This is a genomic window from Bacillus sp. NTK074B, assembly GCF_017303375.1.
Taxonomy (GTDB): Bacteria; Bacillota; Bacilli; order Bacillales; family Bacillaceae_B; genus Rossellomorea.
Genome location: NZ_JAFKOH010000013.1, coordinates 18730 through 38850, shown reverse-complemented (window position 1 = coordinate 38850; position 20121 = coordinate 18730). Strand labels below are relative to the sequence as shown.

The window sequence follows — 20121 nt, the reverse complement described above, 5'->3', positions numbered from 1 at the left end:
TACCACTCTTATTCCCGAAAGGGCGCTCATTGTATAACGGGAGATCCCGGTTTTTCCCTACTGATTTCAAGAAAAACTTCTCGGAAGTGCGGTTCATCCAGAGTTTCATACCGGGCTTTCACCTCCCCCGGCTCGCTTTTGATTCAACATCAGGATTACTCTCTTCTTCATTGAATGTCGATATCTAATTACTATTATTTTACACATCCAGAGGATGAATGCAACCAGTAATTAAGAATCCTCTGAAGAAAACATATACGTTTTATGGTGAAACCTCATACTGAATACAAGTCCGAGGGCCAGCATATTCCCCATGAGGGAACTTCCTCCATAACTGATGAACGGAAGGGGGATCCCGGTGATTGGCAGTAGCTGGATCGTCATACCGATGTTTTGGAACACATGGAATGTAATCATACTGATGATTCCTGCGCACACGTAAGCGTTGAAGGGTTCTTTCGTATCAAGGGCCGTCTTGGTCAAATGATAGATCAGCAGGAAGTATAAACTGATGACGACACTTGCCCCGATAAATCCGTACTCTTCACCGATGACACTGAATATAAAGTCCGTATGATTTTCCGGGATATACACTTCCCGGTCGCTATAACCTTTTCCGAAAATCTGGCCGGAGCCAATGGCGTTAAGGGAGTTGATTAAGTGAAAACCCTCTAATTTCGCGTAGTTATACGGATCTAGCCATGCATAAATACGTCCGAATTGATAGGGTTTTACATTCAAATACTTTTCTAATAATTCCGGTGCCCAAATCACCAGTGAAAGGATGCCCGCTCCTAAGACCCCGATGGACGCATAGATGGGAACGATTAATTTCCACGTTATACCTGATACGAGGATGATCCCTGTCATAATGGCAAGGATGACCAGTGATGTCCCTAAATCAGGTTGCTGCATGATGAACGCAAGGGGAACAAGGGTGGTCAAGCCGATTTTAATTAACAATTGAAAATCTGTCTGTACCGTTTTTCTTGGGTTAAGTTCATGATGATTGGTAATGACGCGTGCCAGAGCAAGGATCAGGAATGTCTTCATGAATTCTGAAGGCTGTATAGACCCGAGCGGTCCAAGCATGAACCAGCTTTTGGCCCCATTCCGATGAGGTGCGATGCTCTCTGGTGAAATCAATAATAAAACGAGCAAGAAAATTCCCGCACCGTATATGTACCAGGCAAGCCGCTTATACTGATCTGAGTCCAGGAATAATGCTGCCCCTATAATGATTCCACCCACAACATACCAAAATGCCTGTCTAATGACGAAGTTTGTTCCATATTGCCCTGAGGTCTGGGCGCTGCTGATTCCCATTGCACTTACGATGAAGAACAGCATGAGTAAAAAGAGAAGACCCCAATCGATCTTATCAGCAAATCGCTGGCGAGTTTCCATATTCTATTCACCTGAATTTCTAAAGATTTCACATTCCTTAGTCTAATAGAAATGAAGGGAAATTTCTACTCATGACCAGACAAATTCGTTAACTTCTGTCGGTATGTGGCAGGTATTCAGAACAGGTGTGGAAATGAATTCATTCGGAATGTTGATAGCAGTAGGATTCATTGGAAAAATAGAGGAAGAAGATTCCATTTATTACATATTCCTTATTTGTGATTAATATTGAAATTGATTTTATAAATTAATTGTTAGTTTAGAAGTCCATATCGACCCTCGACTTTAGAAATAAAGTCATCAAACCAACATATTGATTGGCTATTCTTAAGATCAACCAGCGCCTTTCTCCTGATAATATTTGTCACAGCCTTCGGGAATTAGTATAGATCAAGCCTCAAGTACCATAATATGACTATTTTCGACAATTCCCTGCGACTTTTGTCATCATTTTGAAATGAAATAGAAAAGTACAAGTAGCTTCGTTATTTGATAAAATAGAATATATGAACTGTGCACCGTGTTAATCAGATGGAGGGAATGTTCTTGAAGGCAAATAACCAAGTTAAAGATATCATCTATGTTCACAAGAATCCGGATCGTCAGTATGTCGTTTCTTACGGAATCCATTTTAATGAATTTGTTAACAATGCCCGTAAGCCTTTAAAGAACTTACTTCTAATTAAACACCAATACGAACAAGGTTCTTTCAATATACATACTCATATGGAATATGTGGAGCAGAAAGAAATGAAGAAGCTCATGAACGATGGGGTTCAGAACTATGGAGATTTCTGCTGGATCGACTTTGAGGAAGAAGTGGGAGTCGATGAATTGAACGGCCAGGAAATTGCAGAACTCCTCTATATGGGACATATCAAGCAGCCGTTACATCCTCCTTTTTATTCCAAGCTGAATAATCGATATGCCTATCTTTCCCATGATGATGGCTGGTTCAATAAAGTATATTACCGGGACTTCGAGGACTTTTATCATATGCTTGGATCGACTCTTTCTTCAAAGCTCAGCAGCGTCAAGGGTGGAAAAGGCCTGTTCGGCATGAAAAAGGAGAAACCTTACCCTGTGATCGGGAAAGAAGTCATTCATTCCTTCAAAGATAAATTAAAAGAGGGAATGGTCATTTCCCTTGAAAAAGCCATACTAAGCAGAGGGAAGATTGAAATTCCCATCTGGGTGATCGGAGATTATTATGACATGGATGAAATGGCGGAGGACTATAAACAGGTCCGGAAGTCACCTGCCAACGGCTTATTATCCTTTGACCGAAAAACGAAGAGCTGGAGTGCTCTGCTTAAATGAGGGGGCGTGAAGCCTTGATAGAGATACCATTCCAGGATACCCTGGTTCAAGGGATCTTTCTTGAGAGACTCAATCGGTTTGTGTTAATGTGTCAGCTTCCTTCAGGTTCAAGAGAAAAAGTCCACTTGCCTGACCCCGGAAGATTGAAGGACCTTTTGGTACCCGGAGGACCAATTTGGCTCCAGGAATCCAAAGATCCCAAAAGGAAAACGAAATGGTCGGCAGTGATGACCCACGATCCCACAAACGATATCTATGTTTCATTGAATACTCAATACCCGAATACCCTCGTACGTGAAGCCCTGCAATTGGAAACGTTAGAGGAACTAAACGATTGGCGCCTCGAAAAAGCCGAATATAAGGTAGGGGGGTCTCGCTTTGACTTCTTACTTAAACATAAACAAAATGATCAAAAATTACTACTTGAGGTAAAAAGCGTCACCATGGTGGAAAATGGAATAGGTAAATTTCCCGATTCCGTTACAGCAAGGGGAGCGAGGCATGTAGAGGAACTCACCCATTTGCAAAGGAAGGGAAACTACCAATCAGCGGTCTTATTTATTGCCCAGCGGAAGGACTTACGGGGAATCACCTCCGCGCCTGAAATCGATCCCCATTTTGCCCAGGTGATGGAAATGGCCGCATATCAAGGTGTCCGTTTCTTTGGAAGAAGCTGCATCGTGACGCCCGATCGCATCTCTTTGGATGGACCTATACCTGTATATACGAAAAAGGATTAATCTCACAATGTGTGTAAGATTAATCCTTTTTATATACCTATTTGATTTGGACTTTTGCCGTTGCTTTATAATCTTGATCCCCTTTGGCCGTCATCCAAACCGTTAGGGTATACGTACCGCTTTCGAGTTTGGGCAGAACAATCTTCTGAGAAAATTCTTCGGCCTGCTTCACTGTGATTTCCTGTATTGCCTGGGTGTACATCTTATTTTTCGAATCTTTATATATGACTTCACCTTTGTCGTTCTTCAGTTCATAGTCGATTTTCTGACCCGATGAAAAGATAAACGTTTTTTCTTGCTCTGTTTGGTTTTTTACTGAATATACATAAACATTCTGATCTTCCGAATCTTGTTTTGTTAATGAAGGTTCCATTGCTCCTGCAACAATCCCTTTCTGTACAGACATATCTTCACCTGCTTCCTGGTCTGTTCCTTTATTCGTCGGCCCGCTGCCATTGTCATCAGCCGTCCCACATCCGGTCAACCCCGCCATAAGAATGATCGTCATCATCATTAGTCGTTTCATGTTGAACGTCACCTCCTTACCATAGTAGACATGTTATGATGCAAAAGGTTACACACCTTATGGAAGATGAGCATGAAGACACAGGAGGATGTGTTCCTCCTCTTCCTCATTTCTTCCAATAGGCTATATGTAAGGCAGATTACTTTTTTATATTATTGTGTTCAGTACAATAGAATTATAGTAAAACGCAGAGGAGTAGGATGGATGAGAAAATGGTTGGCTATGATGAGCATGATTTCCTTACTATTAGTATCCGCTTGTGGCTCTTCGGATGCAAGTGATACGGGTAAACTTCCGGACGATGATTGGGAGGGCATCGCTTCAAAAGCGAAAGGGAGCAAAGTGAATCTATTCATGTGGGGAGGAGACGACGGGATCAACGGGTATATTGATGACGTCATGGTTCCCTTGCTGAAAGAAAGGAACAACATAGAACTGAACCGGGTACCATTGAATACAGCTGAAATCCTTCAGAAGCTACAAACTGAGAAGCGGGCAGGCAAAGAAAAGGGAACGATCGATATCGTCTGGGTCAACGGAGAAAATTTTAAAAATGCAAAAGAAAATGATCTCCTGGCAGGAGCCTTCACGGACAAACTGCCGAACTATAAAAAATACTTTGATACAAATAGTGACGCGTTTAAATACGACTTCGGGACCGAAACAGAGGGGTTTGAAGCCCCGTGGGGAAAAGTTCAATTCGTCTTTTTCTATAACAGTGAAAAAATGCAAAATCCTCCTGCTACTTTTGAAGAGTTAAAAGCCTTCATGAAAGAAAATCCGGGGAAATTCACTTATCCTAACCCGAGTGATTTTACGGGGAATGCCTTTCTTAGACATCTTCTTTATGCGAAAACCGACAAGAATTTGGCACAGGTTGGATTTGATGAAGAAAGAGCGAACGAAATCGGAAAGGATGTCTGGACCGAATTGAATGAAATGAAGCCATACCTGTGGAGGAATGGTGAGACCTACCCTTCCACCCTGACGGATCTGGATAAGCTGTACAGCCAGGGAGAAGTATGGATGACGATGGGCTATAACGAAGCAAGGGCTGAGCATTTGATCAAAGACGGAGTGTTTCCTGAAAGCACAAAGTCCTTCCTCCTTGAAGACGTCGGATCGATCGGAAATACTCATTTCCTGTCGATTCCATTCAACAGCCCCAATAAAGAGGGGGCCATGGTGGCCATTAATGAGTTCCTATCCCCGGAAGCACAGTACGAGAAACTGAAGCCGGATTATTGGGGGGAAAGCTCACCGATTTCTTATGAAAAGCTTGATGAAGACTGGAAGAAGAAATTCATGGAGATCGAACGTGGAGAAAGTGTGCTGGAGGCATCTACGCTTGAAGAATCCTTTAATGGTGAGCTCGATGCTGCTTATGTAGAATGGTTAAAGGAGAACTGGATCCATGAAGTGGCTGAAGGTCAATAATGCCGTTCTGATCATACCGGGCATCCTCTTCTTTCTCCTGATTCCGGGATTGGGAATCGTCCTTGCGATCCTTGAAAGTGTTAGGGATGGGGGAGTCTTCACCTTCAGGCATTACGGAAAGTTGTTTGAAGAGGATCGTTTTGTCTCATCTATCCTCTTCAGCTTGACGGTGACGACCGTCTCCACCGTCCTGGCCCTTGTGATCGGCTTGGCGATCGTGAAGGCATTCTCTCCTTTATTAAAGGAAACCAGACATAAACTGCTCGTGTGGATCCCAATGCTCGTTCCCCATTTTGTCTGGGCTTATCTTGTCTACTTACTTTTTAATCAGAGCGGGTTTTTTTCAACTATTTCCGGGATGATTGGATGGATTGACGATCGCAGTCAATTTCCGATTTTGGTTCAGGACCGGGGCGGGATCGGTATTATCCTGACATATGTATGGAAGGAGGTTCCGTTTGTGACTCTGATGCTGCTCCCAGTATATGCAACCCTTTCAAAAAGCTATAAAGAGGTCGCTTCCTTACTTGGAGCGGGTCCGTATCAAGCTTTTTGGGTGGCGGAATGGCCTTTGATTTTGCCGGTGTTTATTGAAACCGGTGCAATATTATTTGCTTTCATATTTACCGCATTTGAGGTTCCTCAGCTGCTTGGGGTGACGTCCCCGCAGATGCTTCCAATCCTTGCATATGACTGGTTTTACAGCGGCAACTGGAGTGACCGTCCACTGGCGTTTGCCTCCCTTGTCCTGACAGGTCTCGTCATCGGGATCTTCATGTGGGCCGTCCTTTATAGCACGAACAAGATACGGATGCACATCACTAAAGGGATTGGGAATTAGAGGTGTTAACATGAGAAAATCGTTATTTTACAGTATTTCCTTCATCCTTTTCGTCTTTCCCATTCTCTTTCTGCTTTACAAAAGCTTTTTTGGTGTATGGGTATGGGGGAGTCCGGATATGGGTGAACCACACGTAAGGGCTTGGAGACTGTTATGGCATGAAGGGGAATTCCTCGATTCCATCGGAGTTTCGATTTGGATTGCCCTTATTGTCCTTGCCCTCAATCTGCTGATCGGGCTCACCTCAGGAAAAGCCTCTGCCTTATCCTCTTTCAGGGGAAAGGCGGTGCTTGAAGCACTTCTGATGCTCCCCCTCTTTATACCTGTATTGGTTGTAGCGATCGGACTTCATATCACGTTCATACGATACGGCCTTTCCGATCACTGGCTGGGTGTGGCCCTTGTTCATTTGGTTCCGACCATCCCTTACAGCATCAAAATGTTTAAAACAGGCTATGAACGCATCGGTACCAAATTAATCGAACAATCGACCATCCTTGGAGGGAGTGCCATTCAGCGTCTGTACCATATTGAATTACCGCTTCTGTTACCAAGTATCCGAAGTGTATTATTCCTGACGATTGTCATTTCTTTAAGTCAATACGTTTTGACGGCAATCATTGGGGGAGGGAACGTGGTGACTCTGGCGATGGTGTACTATCCGTTTACCAATACGGCAGATGAGGCGGTCATGGCAGCATTCTCCATTGTGTTCGCCCTCATCCCCATTGCGTTTTATCTCATTCTTGAGGGGTGTTTAACGTTCATGCTCCCATATCAGCAGCAAAGAGGGAGGAAGAAAAGGTGAGTTCATTTATAAAGATACAAGGGATATCCAAAACATTTAAAGGAAAAGAAATATTGTCCGACACAACCCTTGCCTTGGAAAAAGGAGAGATTCTGTCACTCGTTGGAGCTTCAGGTTCAGGGAAGTCGACCTTACTCCGCATTCTATCAGGCTTAGAATCTGCCACGAAGGGAAAAGTGTTAATAGAAAGCAGCGATATTTCCTCCATCAAGCCCCAGAACCGCCCCATAGGCATGGTCTTTCAACAGCCCTTACTTTTCCCCCATATGAACGTTCTTGAAAATGTCATGTACGGGTTAAAAATGAAAGGGAGCAATAAGGAAAACAAGAAGAGAGCGAAGGATTATATAGAAAGAGTCGGACTCGGGGAATTCGTTCACCATTACCCTTCAGAGCTTTCCGGGGGGCAGCAGCAAAGGGTTTCCCTTATCCGGTCCCTTATACTGAAGCCAAAACTATTGCTTTTGGACGAACCATTCAGCAGTCTTGATCTGCAGCTGAGGAAAGAGTTGAGACAATGGGTCCGGAACATTCTAAAGGAAGAGGAGACCACGGTCCTATTCGTGACCCATGACCGTGATGAGGCATATGAGATGGGAGATCGCGTGGCAGTGTTACAAGAAGGTCGTTTCGTGCAAATCGGTAGTCCCGAGGATGTCTATTACCATCCCGTCTCCGCCTTCGTTGCGACATTTATGAGTGATGGCCTCATCCTGGAAGGGCAGCGGTTTGTTCATGCTTCCCATATTCAAGTGGTTTCTTCCGGAAAGGATTTCAGCTCACCCTGTTGGAAAGGGAGGGTACGCCAAAAATTATTCATGGCAGGAACGGATATTTATGAAATATGGGTTGAAGAACTAAGGCAGGAGCTGAACCTTCCCCTTGATTGGGACTCAATAAACGATACGGTTTGGCTCTATGCAGAGGAAGAGAACATTCGAACGTTTCAGATAGAGGAATAGGAGGGAAGTATAATGAAGAAGAAGGAAATCGGCAAGATCATGTTATTCATTGCGGTATTACTGTTCCTCATGTGGCTGAGCCGGAATTTCTTTCATGTAAAGCCCCATGATATCAGGGACTGGATTGTGTCATTTGGCATATGGGCTCCCATTGTATTCATCGCCGCTTACACGATCCGGCCATTGATCCTTTTCCCTGCTTCCATCCTTTCCCTTGCGGCGGGGCTCGCATTCGGTGCTGTGGAAGGCTTCTTTTATATTATTATCGGAGCCCTCGGTGGTGCCACGGTCGCCTATTATGCAGCCACCTTCCTGGGGGCAAAATGGCTGAAAAGGCCATCCCCACGCTTAGAGAAGATACGGGACAAAATGGATGAGAGCGGCTTCTTCTATGTCCTGCTCTTACGCCTCGTGCCATTCCTGAACTTTGATTTGATCAGCTATTTGGCAGGGATGGGAAAGGTGAGATACCTACCATTCATTCTCGCGACGGCCATCGGAATTTTACCAGGTACGTTTGGCTACGTCTTCCTGGGGTCAAGCTTGGTAGGAGAAGACCGAACGAAATTATATTTCGCCCTCGCATTTTTCCTGGTCATGATCATCGTACCAATCATTTTCAAAAAGAAGATGAAAGCATGGCTGGGATTATCGGGTAAAGAAGATAAGTAAAGGATGGGAACGATATGTTAGACACACACGCCCGCAAATGGGTGCAGCCGAGTATAGAAGGAACGGCAAGGCTGTTTTTGAAGAAGGGGCTCTCGGCCAATCAAGTGACGGTCACGGCCTTTGTCGTGGGAGCTGTCACCGGATTGGTATATTTCCTGGGGTTCCCGATTCCCGCCGTCATCTTATTATGGTTGTCCGGATTCCTCGACGCAGTGGACGGTACGATGGCCCGGTTGACCAAGCCGTCTCCCTTTGGGACCGTCATGGACGTGACTTTTGATCGGATTGTTGAGATCAGCGTCATCCTCGGTGTTGCCTTTCTTCACCCTGACATCATGTGGGCCCTCCTCTTACTGAGTGTTTCCATCATCATTTCCATGACCGTTTTTCTGGCTGTCGGAGCTGTATCGGAAAAGCAGGGCATGAAGTCATTCTATTACCAGGCGGGGCTAGCAGAAAGGACGGAAGGATTTATCCTGTTCAGTGTCATGATGTTATTTCCGTCTATTGTCCTGTGGACGACCTTACTGTTTTTTGCAGTTGAATTGTACACGGGTATTCAACGATTTCTAGAAGCGAAACGATTACTTTCATAAGGAGAGATGGAGATGGAACAATACGATTTAATAGTCATAGGCGGAGGCGCAGGTGGGCTGACCGTCGCATCGGGAGCCGCTTCCCTTGGAGCCAAAGTGGCCCTCATCGAAAAAAGCGGACTCCTTGGTGGAGACTGCCTTCACTTTGGCTGTGTCCCATCAAAGGCATTCATCCAGGCAGCAAGAGAAGTCTCGACCATCCGGAATGGAAGTGCTCTTGGGTTCGAAACCAACGGTACCGTCGATATGAAGAAGGTGAAAGAAAGAGTCAAAGGCGCCATATCACATATTCAACAGCATGATGATCCTGATCGGTTCCTGCAAATGGGAGTCGATATTTACTTTGGAGGAGCCGAGTTCCTGGATTCTCACACCATACTGGTGGAGAAAGAGGACAGAATTTCAGGGAAAAGGATTGTCGTGGCGACTGGATCAAGCCCCAACGTGCCGGATATCGACGGCCTTTCTGAGGTAGAGTATCATACGAACGAAACGGTATTTGACGTTGAGGAGCTGCCAAGTAAGGTTGTATTCGTCGGCGGAGGTCCGATTGGGCTTGAACTTGCCCAGGCATTTTCTCACTTGGGTGCAGAGGCTGTGGTCCTTGAACAAAATGATGAGATATTAGTGAAAGAAGATAAGGAAATCCGTAAAGTGGCAACCGGACTACTGGAAAAGGATATTCAGTTTGTGTATGGAGCGGAAATCAAACGGGTTTCAGAGCAGGATAGCGGGCAGAAGACGGTTCACTATATGAAAGACGGAGTAGAGCAATCTGTGGAAGGGGACCTGTTATTTTTAGCAACCGGCCGCAAACCTGGGACAGAATCATTGAACCTGTCCGCTGCCGGAGTCGAGATTGACGACCACGGTTTCATTAAAGTGAATGATGAACTGAGGACGAACCATTCCCATATTTTCGCCATCGGGGATGTGAACGGCCGCTACCCGTTCACCCACGGAGCCGGAATGGAAGGGAAGCTCGTCGTCCAAAATGCCGTGTTTGGATTGAAACGAAAGGTTTCTTACAGTAAGTTGCCATGGACGACCTATACCACTCCGGAAATCTTCCATATTGGACTGACTGAAGGAGAGGCCGTGGAAAAAGGAATAGAATATAAAGTGTACAAGACAACGTTGGACAAGGTCGACCGTTTCGTCGCCGATCACCGAACAGAAGGTCTCGTCAAAATCATCACAGACTCGAGGGGGAAAATACTCGGCGCCCATGCCGTTGGTTCCGGTGCAGGTGACTGGATGCAGCCCGTCATATATGCCATGGAAAAAGGGAGCAAGATCGGTTCCCTGTCCAATATGGTCTACCCTTACCCTAATCACGCAGCAGCTGTACAGCAAACGGCGGACTTGTATTGGAGAGAGAAACTGTTTGACGGCGTCCTGCCTGTGTTGAGTAAGAAATATGTGGAGTTATTTCGATAAGGATGTATATTGGAGAGCGCGACCGCTGGTGAGGTGGTCGTGTTTTTTTGTGTGGTGGTGGAGAGTTGGCGAGTGGCACATGTTCGGTAAGTGGCACAAGTTCGATTATAGGTGGCAGTTCACACCGACAAATCTTCACGAAACACTATTATATTTGGAAAAATAAAGGGTGTTTTTCTCCTCTGTCGAATAGATAAAGAATGAAATAGGAGGAGTTGATAGATTGATTGCTAAAGACAGAGAAACTCCACGAAGGATTTTAATGAACGATAGGTTAGTAGAGAGATTGCGGCCTAACCATTCACTATGGGAGGTCGTCAAAGCTGACTTAGCTAAACGAAAAGCCGGATACAGAGGGGAGTTACAATTAGATTATTATTTGGGGTATATTTCTAAATAAATGTAGAGGAAAGAATTCTATCTCTCCTGAAATCCCATGGAAGAGAGCACCATCCCTTTAAACAAATTAGAAAAATATCAAGTTTATTAGTGAAAAAGCATACACCGTTAATAAACTTTCCCGATGAGTGTCAAAAGTGCGGTGGTAAATCAAAAGGCGCACATATATCTGCTTTCGTTGACTATTCTTTATTATTAGGACACAGCATAACGAATAAACAGGTAAGGAAATTTCTCCATTTGTCATCCAGAAAGACAGCTCTTAAGATCGTTCAGTCCATGAACCTCCCCAACACCGGAAACACCAACATCAAAACCTATCACCTCACCCCTCATACTTTCCAATAAACCTCACATCAATCCAATTTTTCAACCGCCAAGCCCATCCGCTGACCAGTGAAAATGCCCCGTATGTTAAGAAGCCCTGCTTATTTCCAAGGGACATAATCGCAAGGTATCGTTTTTGTGGTTCAAAGGGAATAATCTTTCCACCCGCCGCTGCACCGGTCAGGTTCTTCCATAACACAGGACCTTGCCGCACAGCCGTGACCCCGTTTTTCGGGAGGTCAGGGAAGTCTTGTAAAGTCGCGCAGTCCCCGGCTCCGAACACGTTAGGATATTCCACTGATTGAAGATAGCTGTTTACTAACAGGAAACCTTTTTCATCGTTCAGCAGCACACTGGTCCCGAACAACGGTGGTGCCTTAGGTCCACCTAAGAAAATCACTTCATCATAGTCTAAGGTCTCATCTTCATCAGTATGCAGTCGAGCCCCCTCAATCTTTGTCACCCGCCCCGGGTGCAACTCAATGCCTTTTGAAAGAGCGACATCCGTCATCTTTTTAGATGATAAGGACCCGGCCTTTTTTAAAAGGGGGGAGGCGTGGACAACCGCTATGGAATGTTCGTCATAACCCTTGTCCATTTTCCATGCCTTTAAGGATAATGCCATTTCGATACTCGCCGCTCCGCCACCGATAAAGACGGTTCTTCTGCTGTTATGAAGCTTCTCGATCTGTTCAGGGAGGCGATAGTTCGGTTTGATGGCTAGATTGTGCTCATGCAAGCCTTCAATTTCCATTGAGTCATTCCGTGACCCGATGTCGAAGGAAACAAAGTCGTACGTGAAAATGTCGCCTTGATCTGTAAGGAGATGCTGTTGATCGGGATCAATGGAGAGGACAGTCCCCTCGACAAAATCACAGCCGGTCCCCTCACATAGGTTTTTTAAATCAATACGGGTCTCTTCCAGTGCGTAAATCCCTTCTGTGTAACCTGAGAACATTCCCGAATAATATTGATAACGGGAAGGGGAAATGAGAATCCACTTCACGCTTTCTTCCCGAGCATCTATTTTCTTTAAACAGTGAAGGTGACTGTGACCGCCACCGACCAGGATGATTGTCTTCATTAAGGATCTCCTTTTTTAGAGAGCGCGTTGTTCTTCCCATTCTTCCCGGATCATACCCATGCGGATGGAATCGTAGTAGACGCCATCATAATAGCGGCATTTTCGCATGCGTCCTTCAAGCTGCATGCCGACTTTTTCTGCGGCCTTCATCATCCGTTCATTTCCTGACCATGTCGTGATGCCGACCCGACCGATTTCTTTTGTGGTAAAAAGGTGGTCGATCCACAGGGATAAGGCTTCGGTTCCATACCCTCCGTTCCAGTATGCCGGATCATATATGACGATCCCTGCCTCAAGCCATCTGGTTGGTTCATAGTCCCAGTAGTATGCCACGGTTCCAATGATGGCCCCATCGACCTCGATGATCCGCTGAAATTCATCGCTGCGATTTTTATTCCGGATGGATGACTCCATATATTCTTCAAAGGGAACGTACTTATGTTCAAAATATGGAGCGTCCCACTTTTTCCACTGAGGAGATGGATCACCATAAATATAATCCCATAGGGTAGGAAGGTCTCTCTCTTCTATTTTTCTAAGTGTTACACGCTGACCGGTTAATTTCAATGTATTAGCACTCCTTTCATATGTTACTATTTCCATTATACAGAAAATAACAGAATGCTTCAGGGAAGATGCAGAGGGGATGAAAGGGACAGTGATGGAAAGTGAACAAGGATCTTGCCCGCAAGAAGCAACCCGGTGAAACGGTGGAAGGGCCATTCTTCTTTAAAGGGCACCTACAAGGGCAGATGGACAAATCCTCCAAACATCAAGCAGAGGTCCGTCCCTCAAAGTGGAGGGACGGACCTCTCGCAGGTCAGCTTGCTTTAATAGAAGATACACGTGCTTTCTTGTTTTGGGTCAATTTGTCGACGATGGATGTGATGGCACCGTCTCCTGTTACGTTACAGGCTGTTCCGAAGCTGTCCTGTGCGAGATATAGGGCGATCATCAGGGACGTCATGGTCGGTCCGAATCCAAGCATCGTTTCAAGTAATCCGAGTGCTGCCATGACCGCGCCACCTGGAACACCTGGTGCTGCAATCATCGTGATGCCGAGCATCAAGATGAATGGAAACAGCTGAGTGAACTGCAGGGCCTCACCCTGTATGAACATGACCGCCATGGCACAGCTGACAAGAGTGATGGTACTCCCTGATAAGTGAATCGTTGCCAGAAGAGGAACAGAAAAGTCGGCAATGCGTTCCCTTGAACCGATCTTCTTTGAACGTTCCAGCGTCACCGGGATGGTAGACGCAGAAGACTGAGTTCCAAGTGCCGTGAAGTAAGCAGGAAGCATTCCTTTCATCATGGAAAGCGGGTTTTGCTTTCGCAATGTACCGGCAGCTGTATATTGAATCACTAAAAAGATAAGATGTAATAGAATAATCATGACAAAAACTTTTGCGAATACAGACATGATGGCGCTCACCTGTCCGCCTTGCGTCATATTGGCGAAGATCCCAAGAATATGGATCGGCAACAGCGGAATGATGATCTTTTCAATCACAAGTTCTATGATGTTCTTGAATTCATCCATCCCTTTTTGAAGAGTGTCCCCTTTGATGGCCGCCATACCAAGGCCGATGGTGAACGCGATAAGGAGTGCCGACATCACGCCCATGACCGGAGGCATGTCCACTGTGAAGAAACCTTTGAGAAGAGCTTCTTCCGGATTTTCAAATGATTGGGACGTTTGATTTGCGAGCAAAGATGGGTAAATAGACTTCGCAACCACAAAGGCGAGCAAACCTGCAAGCACTGTGGAACCATAAGCGAGAGCGGTGGTTAATCCAAGAAGTTTCCCTGCGCCTTTACCCATGGATCCGATTCCTGGGGCGATAAAGCCGATAATGATCAGCGGAATCGCGAAACCAAGGAAGTTTCCGAATAATCCATTGAATGTAGCGAAGATTTTCACAAACCATTCCGGGGCATATGCACCAATGACAATACCTAACGCAATACCTAAAAGGATTTTAGGCAGTAAACCGAGCTTTCTCATCTGGGTGTCCTCCTTGAAAGTACAAATGTTTTTAATAGGAGGATTATACACCTTATAGAGTGAAATTTTAATAGCTTTTTAAATAGGCGAAATCTTAAGTGTATTCAGAATAATAATGGTAAGACTGTCGCAGGACTGGTTTTCGTTTGCATACATATATAGTGGGCATTGATCCGAATGCCATTTGAATCAAGACAAATGTGGTAATTTTTGATTTCCAATGGAATCATTCTTTCCCTTTCCCATGAAAGTGATAAAATAGAAACATCTATTGTGAATATTGGAGGTAACTCATACATGAAAACCAAGTTATGCTTACTGTACGGTGGTAAATCTGCTGAACATAATGTATCTCTGCAAACAGCCAAGGCCGTGATCGGTGCCCTGGACTTAAATAAATATGACATTCACCCTGTTTTTATCTCGACAGAAGGCAAGTGGGTCAAGGGTCCACAATTGAACGCTCCCGTTGAAGACGTGAAAGCATTGCAATTTAAAGAAGGGGAGGAGATCGCCCCTAATGCGTTGAGTACATCCATCTCTCCTTCTGAATCTGAAGGTTACGATATGATTTTCCCATTGCTTCACGGACCGAACGGGGAAGATGGAACGGTTCAAGGTATGCTTGAATTGCTGAATCTTCCATATGTAGGGAATGGCGTCCTTGCTTCATCAGCCGGGATGGATAAAGTCATCATGAAGAATTTGTTTGCTCAGGCGGGCATTCCACAAGTCAACTACACATGGTTCATCCGCAGCACATGGAAAGGAAATCCGGAAGCTGCTTATAAACAAGTGGAAGAAGAGATTGGCTATCCTTGTTTCGTGAAACCGGCAAACTTGGGTTCATCTGTTGGAATCAGCAAATGTACGTCACGGGAAGAACTCGACACGGCTTTCGCAGAAGCATTCCAATTCGACCGCAAGATCATCATTGAAGAAGGCGTGAAGGCGCGTGAGATCGAGCTTGGCGTACTTGGAAATGATCAGCCAGAATGCTCTGTCGCAGGTGAAATCGTCCCTAAGAAAGATTTCTATGATTACAAAGCGAAATATGAGGATGGGGATACAGCCCTTATCATCCCTGCGGAAGTAGAAGGCGGCACCTATAATGAAATGAAGAACATTGCGATCCAGTCTTATAAAGCCCTTGATTGTTCAGGACTTGTACGCGCGGACTTCTTCTTGACTGAAGATGGTCAAATTTATATGAATGAAGTGAATACGATGCCTGGTTTCACGCCATTTAGTATGTTCCCGCTTCTATGGAAGCACACTGGAGTCGATTATCCTACCCTGATCGGGAAACTTGTGGAACTCGGTATGGAACGATATCAAGACAAACAAACCATTAAACATACGATGTAAACAACTAGGGACTGACCGCCAAAAGGCAGTCCCTGCTCTATTTTGATGATAAAAAGAGGAAAAGGAGAAAACGAATGATCGATAAGACGATTAAAGATATCTGTATCATGATTGATGTGAAAAACGATCTTTCCGCGTTTGATTCTGTAGTGGTAAAAGGTGTTTCCATCGATACGAGAAAAATTGAAAGCGGCAATTTATTTGTTCCGTTTAAAGGGGAGAATGTGGACGGTCACCAGTTTGTACGACAAGCCATTGAAAATGGGGCGTCTGCTGCACTCTGGGATGTTCATGTCCCTGATCCCCCTGAGGACATACCCGTGGTGGTAGTGGAGGATCCACTCCTTGCCCTTCAGGAATTGGCGAACAAGTACCGACATGAACTGGAACTAAAGGTCATCGGCATTACAGGAAGTAACGGAAAAACAACCACCAAGGATATCGTGGCCAATCTGCTTTCCGTGAAATACCGGGTTCATAAAACACAAGGGAACTATAATAACCATATCGGTCTCCCACTAACCATTCTTTCCCTGCCTCAGGACGCGGAAGTGGCGGTGCTTGAAATGGGGATGAGCGGTTTCGGGGAAATTGAACTCCTATCTGAAATCTCCCAGCCGGATGCAGCCATCATTACGAATATCGGTGAATCCCATCTTCAGGACCTAGGCTCCCGGGAAAACATTGCCAAGGCTAAGCTTGAAATTGTCAAGGGGCTGAAAGCTGACGGATTGTTTGCCTATTACGGAGATGAACCGCTGCTGCAGGAAGGTGTTAAAAGTCTCGGCCTGAAGCATATGGAGACATTCGGAAGAAGCGGTTCCAATACGATTTACCCGACAAAAATCGAAATGAATAATCAAGGAAGCTACTTTGAAACGTCTTTCGCGGAGGGTGAAACATTCTACCTGCCTGTCCTAGGTCAGCATAATATCCATAACGCCCTTGCCGGAATCCTGATCGGCCGTCATTTCGGACTGAGTATAGATGAAATGAAAGAGGGCTTACAGTCCTTGAAGCTGACCCAAATGAGAATGGAAATGTTGGAAGGAACAAAGGGCGAAAGCATCATTAACGATGCCTATAATGCCAGTCCGACTTCCATGAAAGCCGCCATTGGGCTTGTGTCGGAGCTTGAAGGTTTCCGTACGAAGATTCTCGTTCTTGGTGACATGCTGGAACTGGGGGAGAACGAAGAAGATTTTCATAAAGAGATCGGGCGTATGATCGACTCTGAGAAGATCCAGCAAGTGTTTACATTCGGTAAGCTTGCAACCTTGATTGCAACAGGTGCCCTGGAGAATTTCCCGGAAGAACGGGTTCATTCTTTTACAGATAAAGAGAGGCTGACGAGTGTATTAGCATCTACCATTAAAGGGGATGAACTGATTTTATTCAAGGCGTCCAGAGGGATGAAGCTTGAAGAAATCATTGATAGCTTGAAAACTTGAGTTTAAACCCCTATAAAAATGAACAAAATGAGCTTGTAGAAGATGTGGGAGTATGGCTCGCTCCCTACTATAGGATAAGTAAGTGGGGATAACATGATCGGTTGTTTATTAATCCATGGTTTTACAGGAAGCCCGTTTGAAGTGGAACCATTGGCAGAGTTCCTTCAAGAACGGACCGATTGGAAAATCGTCGTGCCCACCCTGCCAGGGCATGGGGAAACCCTCGATTTGAAAGGGATCAAGCATATTGAATGGATTGAACATGCTGAGACTGAACTGAAGGGTTTGCTTCATACCTGTGACGAGGTCTATGTCATCGGTTTCTCAATGGGAGGATTAATTGCTTCCTATCTTTCAGTGAAATACGACATAGGTAAGCTCGTGCTCTTAAGCGCCGCAGCCTACTATATAAATGTCAAACAGATACTGAAAGATATTGGGAATTTGATCAAAGAAGGAATGCAAGGCAATATAGTTGAAAACGAGCTGTACAAACGGTATAAATTTAAAGTGACACAAACTCCCATTCTTTCCACATACGAATTCAGGAAAGTCGTCCGTATCGCTCGTCCACTTCTTCGTAAGGTGAATATCCCGACCTTTATCGCCCAAGGACAAAATGATGGAATAGTCCCCCCTAAAGCAGCGAAATATATATATGAGACTATTTCCTCAAAAGAGAAAAACGTATTCTATTCCCCAGAAGCAAAACACTTGATTTGTCATAGCGAAGATAAGCACGATCTTTTTGATAAGATCTACCAATTTCTTCAAAGTGAATAGATTGACTATTTGACATTAGATTGAAATTCATTTCTAGAAGTGGTAACATTACTACAACATAGTTCTTATTTTGTTGGACGTGCTAGCTCTTCTAATTTGAAGAGTGTATTTTTTTGTACCAAACATAAAACTAAACATCTCATATAGACGGTTTTAGATTAGATACCGAAGTCTTTCGGTGGGTAAGATTTCGTTCCGACCTAAAAATATAATCAGATATTGATTAGTTATAAAAGATGTAAATTAAAGGAGAATGTAACATTGACTAAGTTTGCAGATTTAAACTTAAGCGCATCTACGTTGAAATCAATCAAACGTATGGGCTTTGAAGAAGCTACACCAATTCAGGCAAGTACAATTCCAGTAGGTTTAGAAGGTAAAGATATTATCGGTCAGGCACAAACTGGAACAGGTAAGACAACAGCTTTCGGTATTCCGATGATTGAGAAAATCGACGTAAAAAATCCAAACGTTCAAGCTCTTATCATTGCGCCAACTCGTGAACTTGCGATCCAAGTTTCTGAAGAGTTATATCGTATCGGAGCCGACAAACGTGCTCGCGTGTTATCTGTCTATGGAGGACAGGACATCCAACGTCAGATCCGCGCGATGAAAAAGAACCCTCATATCATCGTGGGTACACCAGGTCGTCTACTTGACCATATCAAACGTAAAACACTTAACCTTGAAAATGTTGAAACACTTGTACTTGACGAAGCAGACGAAATGCTGAACATGGGCTTCATCGAAGACATTGAAAGCATTCTTGAAACAGTCCCAAGCACAAGACAAACACTTCTATTCTCTGCCACAATGCCGGATCCAATCCGCCGCATTGCAAACCGCTTCATGTCAGAGCCGGAAGTAATCAAGGTTAAATCAAAAGAAGTAACGGTTTCGAACATCGAACAATTCTTCACAAAAGTAAGTGAAAAAGAAAAATTCGATACTCTTTCCCGTTTAATCGACGTTCAATCACCTGAGCTTGCGATTGTATTCGGTCGTACAAAGCGTAGAGTAGATGAATTAGCTAGAGCTCTTAGCATCCGCGGCTACCTGGCTGAAGGAATCCACGGAGATCTTTCTCAAGCCCGTCGTATGACGGTTCTTAAGAAGTTCAAAGAAGGCCGTATCGATATCCTGATCGCGACAGACGTTGCTGCTCGTGGATTAGACATTTCTGGTGTAACACATGTTTACAACTTTGATATTCCTCAAGATCCTGAAAGCTACGTTCACCGTATCGGACGTACAGGTCGTGCAGGTAAGAAGGGTATGTCCATCACGTTTGTAACACCAAGAGAGATGGGTTACCTGAAAATTGTTGAACAAACAACGAAGAAGAAAATGACAGCCCTTAAGCCACCTAGCTTAAACGAAGCCCTGGAAGGTCAACAACGCCTGGCTCTAGAAAAATTAGCCGAAGCAGCGAAAGAAAGTGATATTAAAGATTACTATCAATTAGCTGAAGAGTTCCTGGGAGATCACGATCCTGTTCAAGCGGTAGCAGCAGCGATCCGTGTATTGACGAAAGAGCCTGATACAACTCCGGTTGAAATCACGGAAGAGCGTCCATTACCATCAAGAGGTGGTGGCGGAAATCGCGGCGGTGGAAATCGCGGCGGTGGATACAAAGGTGGAGCTCGCAGCGGAAGCCGCGGTGGATCTTCACGCAGCGGCGGTGGAAATCGCGGAGGCGGAAGCCGTGGCGGAGATCGCAACCGTACTGGCGGCGGCAGACCACAATCTTCAAGCAAGCGTAAATCTTATAACAATTCTTGATTATTAGATAGGACACGATGACCTTTAGGGGTTGTCGTGTTTTTTTATGGTTTTGGGAGAGCTTGAGAGGAGTGTTGTTCCAATATTTGTAAAATGACGCAATTATCACTGAAAAAGACGCAATAAATAAAAAAACGACGCAATTATGAAGAAAAAGACGCAATCAGGGC

At 44.8% G+C, this 20121-nt stretch carries 18 protein-coding genes and 1 other annotated feature (1 of these 19 only partly in view); of the genes, 13 read left to right on the top strand and 5 right to left on the bottom strand.

Going from position 1 to position 20121, the window contains the following annotated elements:
- Positions 1-180, bottom strand: a binding site (T-box leader); it reaches 24 nt to the left of the window's first position.
- A 51-nt stretch (positions 181-231) separates the two neighbouring features.
- Positions 232-1407, bottom strand: a complete 1176-nt coding sequence (locus tag JI667_RS18630; RefSeq protein ID WP_206857765.1) for an FtsW/RodA/SpoVE family cell cycle protein — start codon at positions 1405-1407, stop codon at positions 232-234.
- A 546-nt stretch (positions 1408-1953) separates the two neighbouring features.
- Between JI667_RS18630 and JI667_RS18625 the strand changes: the two genes are divergently transcribed.
- Positions 1954-2727, top strand: a complete 774-nt coding sequence (locus tag JI667_RS18625) for a hypothetical protein (RefSeq protein WP_244668393.1) — start codon at positions 1954-1956, stop codon at positions 2725-2727.
- 14 nt (positions 2728-2741) lie between these two features.
- Positions 2742-3467 carry a DNA/RNA nuclease SfsA gene (gene sfsA, locus JI667_RS18620; protein WP_244668392.1) on the top strand — a complete coding sequence of 242 codons (726 nt, stop codon included), beginning with the start codon at positions 2742-2744 and terminating at the stop codon, positions 3465-3467.
- 37 nt (positions 3468-3504) lie between these two features.
- On the opposite strand, the gene JI667_RS18615 is transcribed toward sfsA, so the two are convergent.
- Positions 3505-3993, bottom strand: a complete 489-nt coding sequence (locus JI667_RS18615; protein WP_206857760.1) for a BsuPI-related putative proteinase inhibitor — start codon at positions 3991-3993, stop codon at positions 3505-3507.
- Between the two features lie 204 nt (positions 3994-4197).
- Between JI667_RS18615 and JI667_RS18610 the strand changes: the two genes are divergently transcribed.
- From JI667_RS18610 to JI667_RS18580, 7 genes are all read left to right on the top strand, one after another.
- A complete protein-coding gene (locus JI667_RS18610; RefSeq protein WP_206857759.1) occupies positions 4198-5430 on the top strand; it encodes an ABC transporter substrate-binding protein in 1233 nt (410 codons plus the stop codon).
- Positions 5408-6271, top strand: a complete 864-nt coding sequence (locus JI667_RS18605; RefSeq protein ID WP_206857758.1) for an ABC transporter permease — start codon at positions 5408-5410, stop codon at positions 6269-6271. Before JI667_RS18610 ends, JI667_RS18605 begins: the two co-directional genes overlap by 23 nt.
- Before the next feature lie 118 nt (positions 6272-6389).
- On the top strand, positions 6390-7079 hold the full coding sequence (locus JI667_RS18600) for an ABC transporter permease (protein WP_206857757.1): 690 nt from the start codon (positions 6390-6392) through the stop codon (positions 7077-7079).
- On the top strand, positions 7076-8041 hold the full coding sequence (locus JI667_RS18595) for an ABC transporter ATP-binding protein (protein WP_206857756.1): 966 nt from the start codon (positions 7076-7078) through the stop codon (positions 8039-8041). Before JI667_RS18600 ends, JI667_RS18595 begins: the two co-directional genes overlap by 4 nt.
- Before the next feature lie 12 nt (positions 8042-8053).
- Positions 8054-8713, top strand: coding sequence for a TVP38/TMEM64 family protein (locus JI667_RS18590; protein WP_206857755.1), 660 nt, complete (start codon positions 8054-8056; stop codon positions 8711-8713).
- Positions 8714-8727: 14 nt separating this feature from the next.
- Positions 8728-9309: a CDP-alcohol phosphatidyltransferase family protein gene (locus JI667_RS18585; RefSeq protein WP_206857754.1), complete on the top strand. Its 582-nt coding sequence runs from the start codon at positions 8728-8730 to the stop codon at positions 9307-9309.
- Positions 9310-9321: 12 nt separating this feature from the next.
- Positions 9322-10749: a dihydrolipoyl dehydrogenase family protein gene (locus JI667_RS18580; protein ID WP_206857753.1), complete on the top strand. Its 1428-nt coding sequence runs from the start codon at positions 9322-9324 to the stop codon at positions 10747-10749.
- A 724-nt stretch (positions 10750-11473) separates the two neighbouring features.
- On the opposite strand, the gene JI667_RS18575 is transcribed toward JI667_RS18580, so the two are convergent.
- From JI667_RS18575 to JI667_RS18565, 3 genes are all read right to left on the bottom strand, one after another.
- Positions 11474-12559 (bottom strand): NAD(P)/FAD-dependent oxidoreductase, encoded by a 1086-nt coding sequence (locus JI667_RS18575; RefSeq protein WP_206857751.1) that lies wholly within the window; start codon positions 12557-12559, stop codon positions 11474-11476.
- Positions 12560-12574: 15 nt separating this feature from the next.
- Positions 12575-13126, bottom strand: a complete 552-nt coding sequence (locus tag JI667_RS18570; protein WP_414635250.1) for a GNAT family N-acetyltransferase — start codon at positions 13124-13126, stop codon at positions 12575-12577.
- A 253-nt stretch (positions 13127-13379) separates the two neighbouring features.
- A complete protein-coding gene (locus tag JI667_RS18565; protein WP_206857749.1) occupies positions 13380-14567 on the bottom strand; it encodes a dicarboxylate/amino acid:cation symporter in 1188 nt (395 codons plus the stop codon).
- 297 nt (positions 14568-14864) lie between these two features.
- On the opposite strand from JI667_RS18565, the gene JI667_RS18560 reads away from it, so the two are divergent.
- The 4 genes from JI667_RS18560 (at position 14865) to JI667_RS18545 (ending at position 19951) form a co-directional block, all read left to right on the top strand.
- The gene (locus JI667_RS18560; protein WP_206857747.1) at positions 14865-15935 is read left to right on the top strand and encodes a D-alanine--D-alanine ligase; all 1071 of its coding nucleotides are present in this window, start codon (positions 14865-14867) and stop codon (positions 15933-15935) included.
- A gap of 74 nt (positions 15936-16009) precedes the next feature.
- Positions 16010-17386, top strand: coding sequence for a UDP-N-acetylmuramoyl-tripeptide--D-alanyl-D-alanine ligase (locus tag JI667_RS18555; protein ID WP_206857746.1), 1377 nt, complete (start codon positions 16010-16012; stop codon positions 17384-17386).
- Positions 17387-17479: 93 nt separating this feature from the next.
- A complete protein-coding gene (locus tag JI667_RS18550; RefSeq protein WP_206857745.1) occupies positions 17480-18169 on the top strand; it encodes an alpha/beta hydrolase in 690 nt (229 codons plus the stop codon).
- Positions 18170-18430: 261 nt separating this feature from the next.
- Positions 18431-19951, top strand: coding sequence for a DEAD/DEAH box helicase (locus tag JI667_RS18545; protein WP_206857744.1), 1521 nt, complete (start codon positions 18431-18433; stop codon positions 19949-19951).
- The last annotated feature ends 170 nt before the right edge of the window (positions 19952-20121 follow it).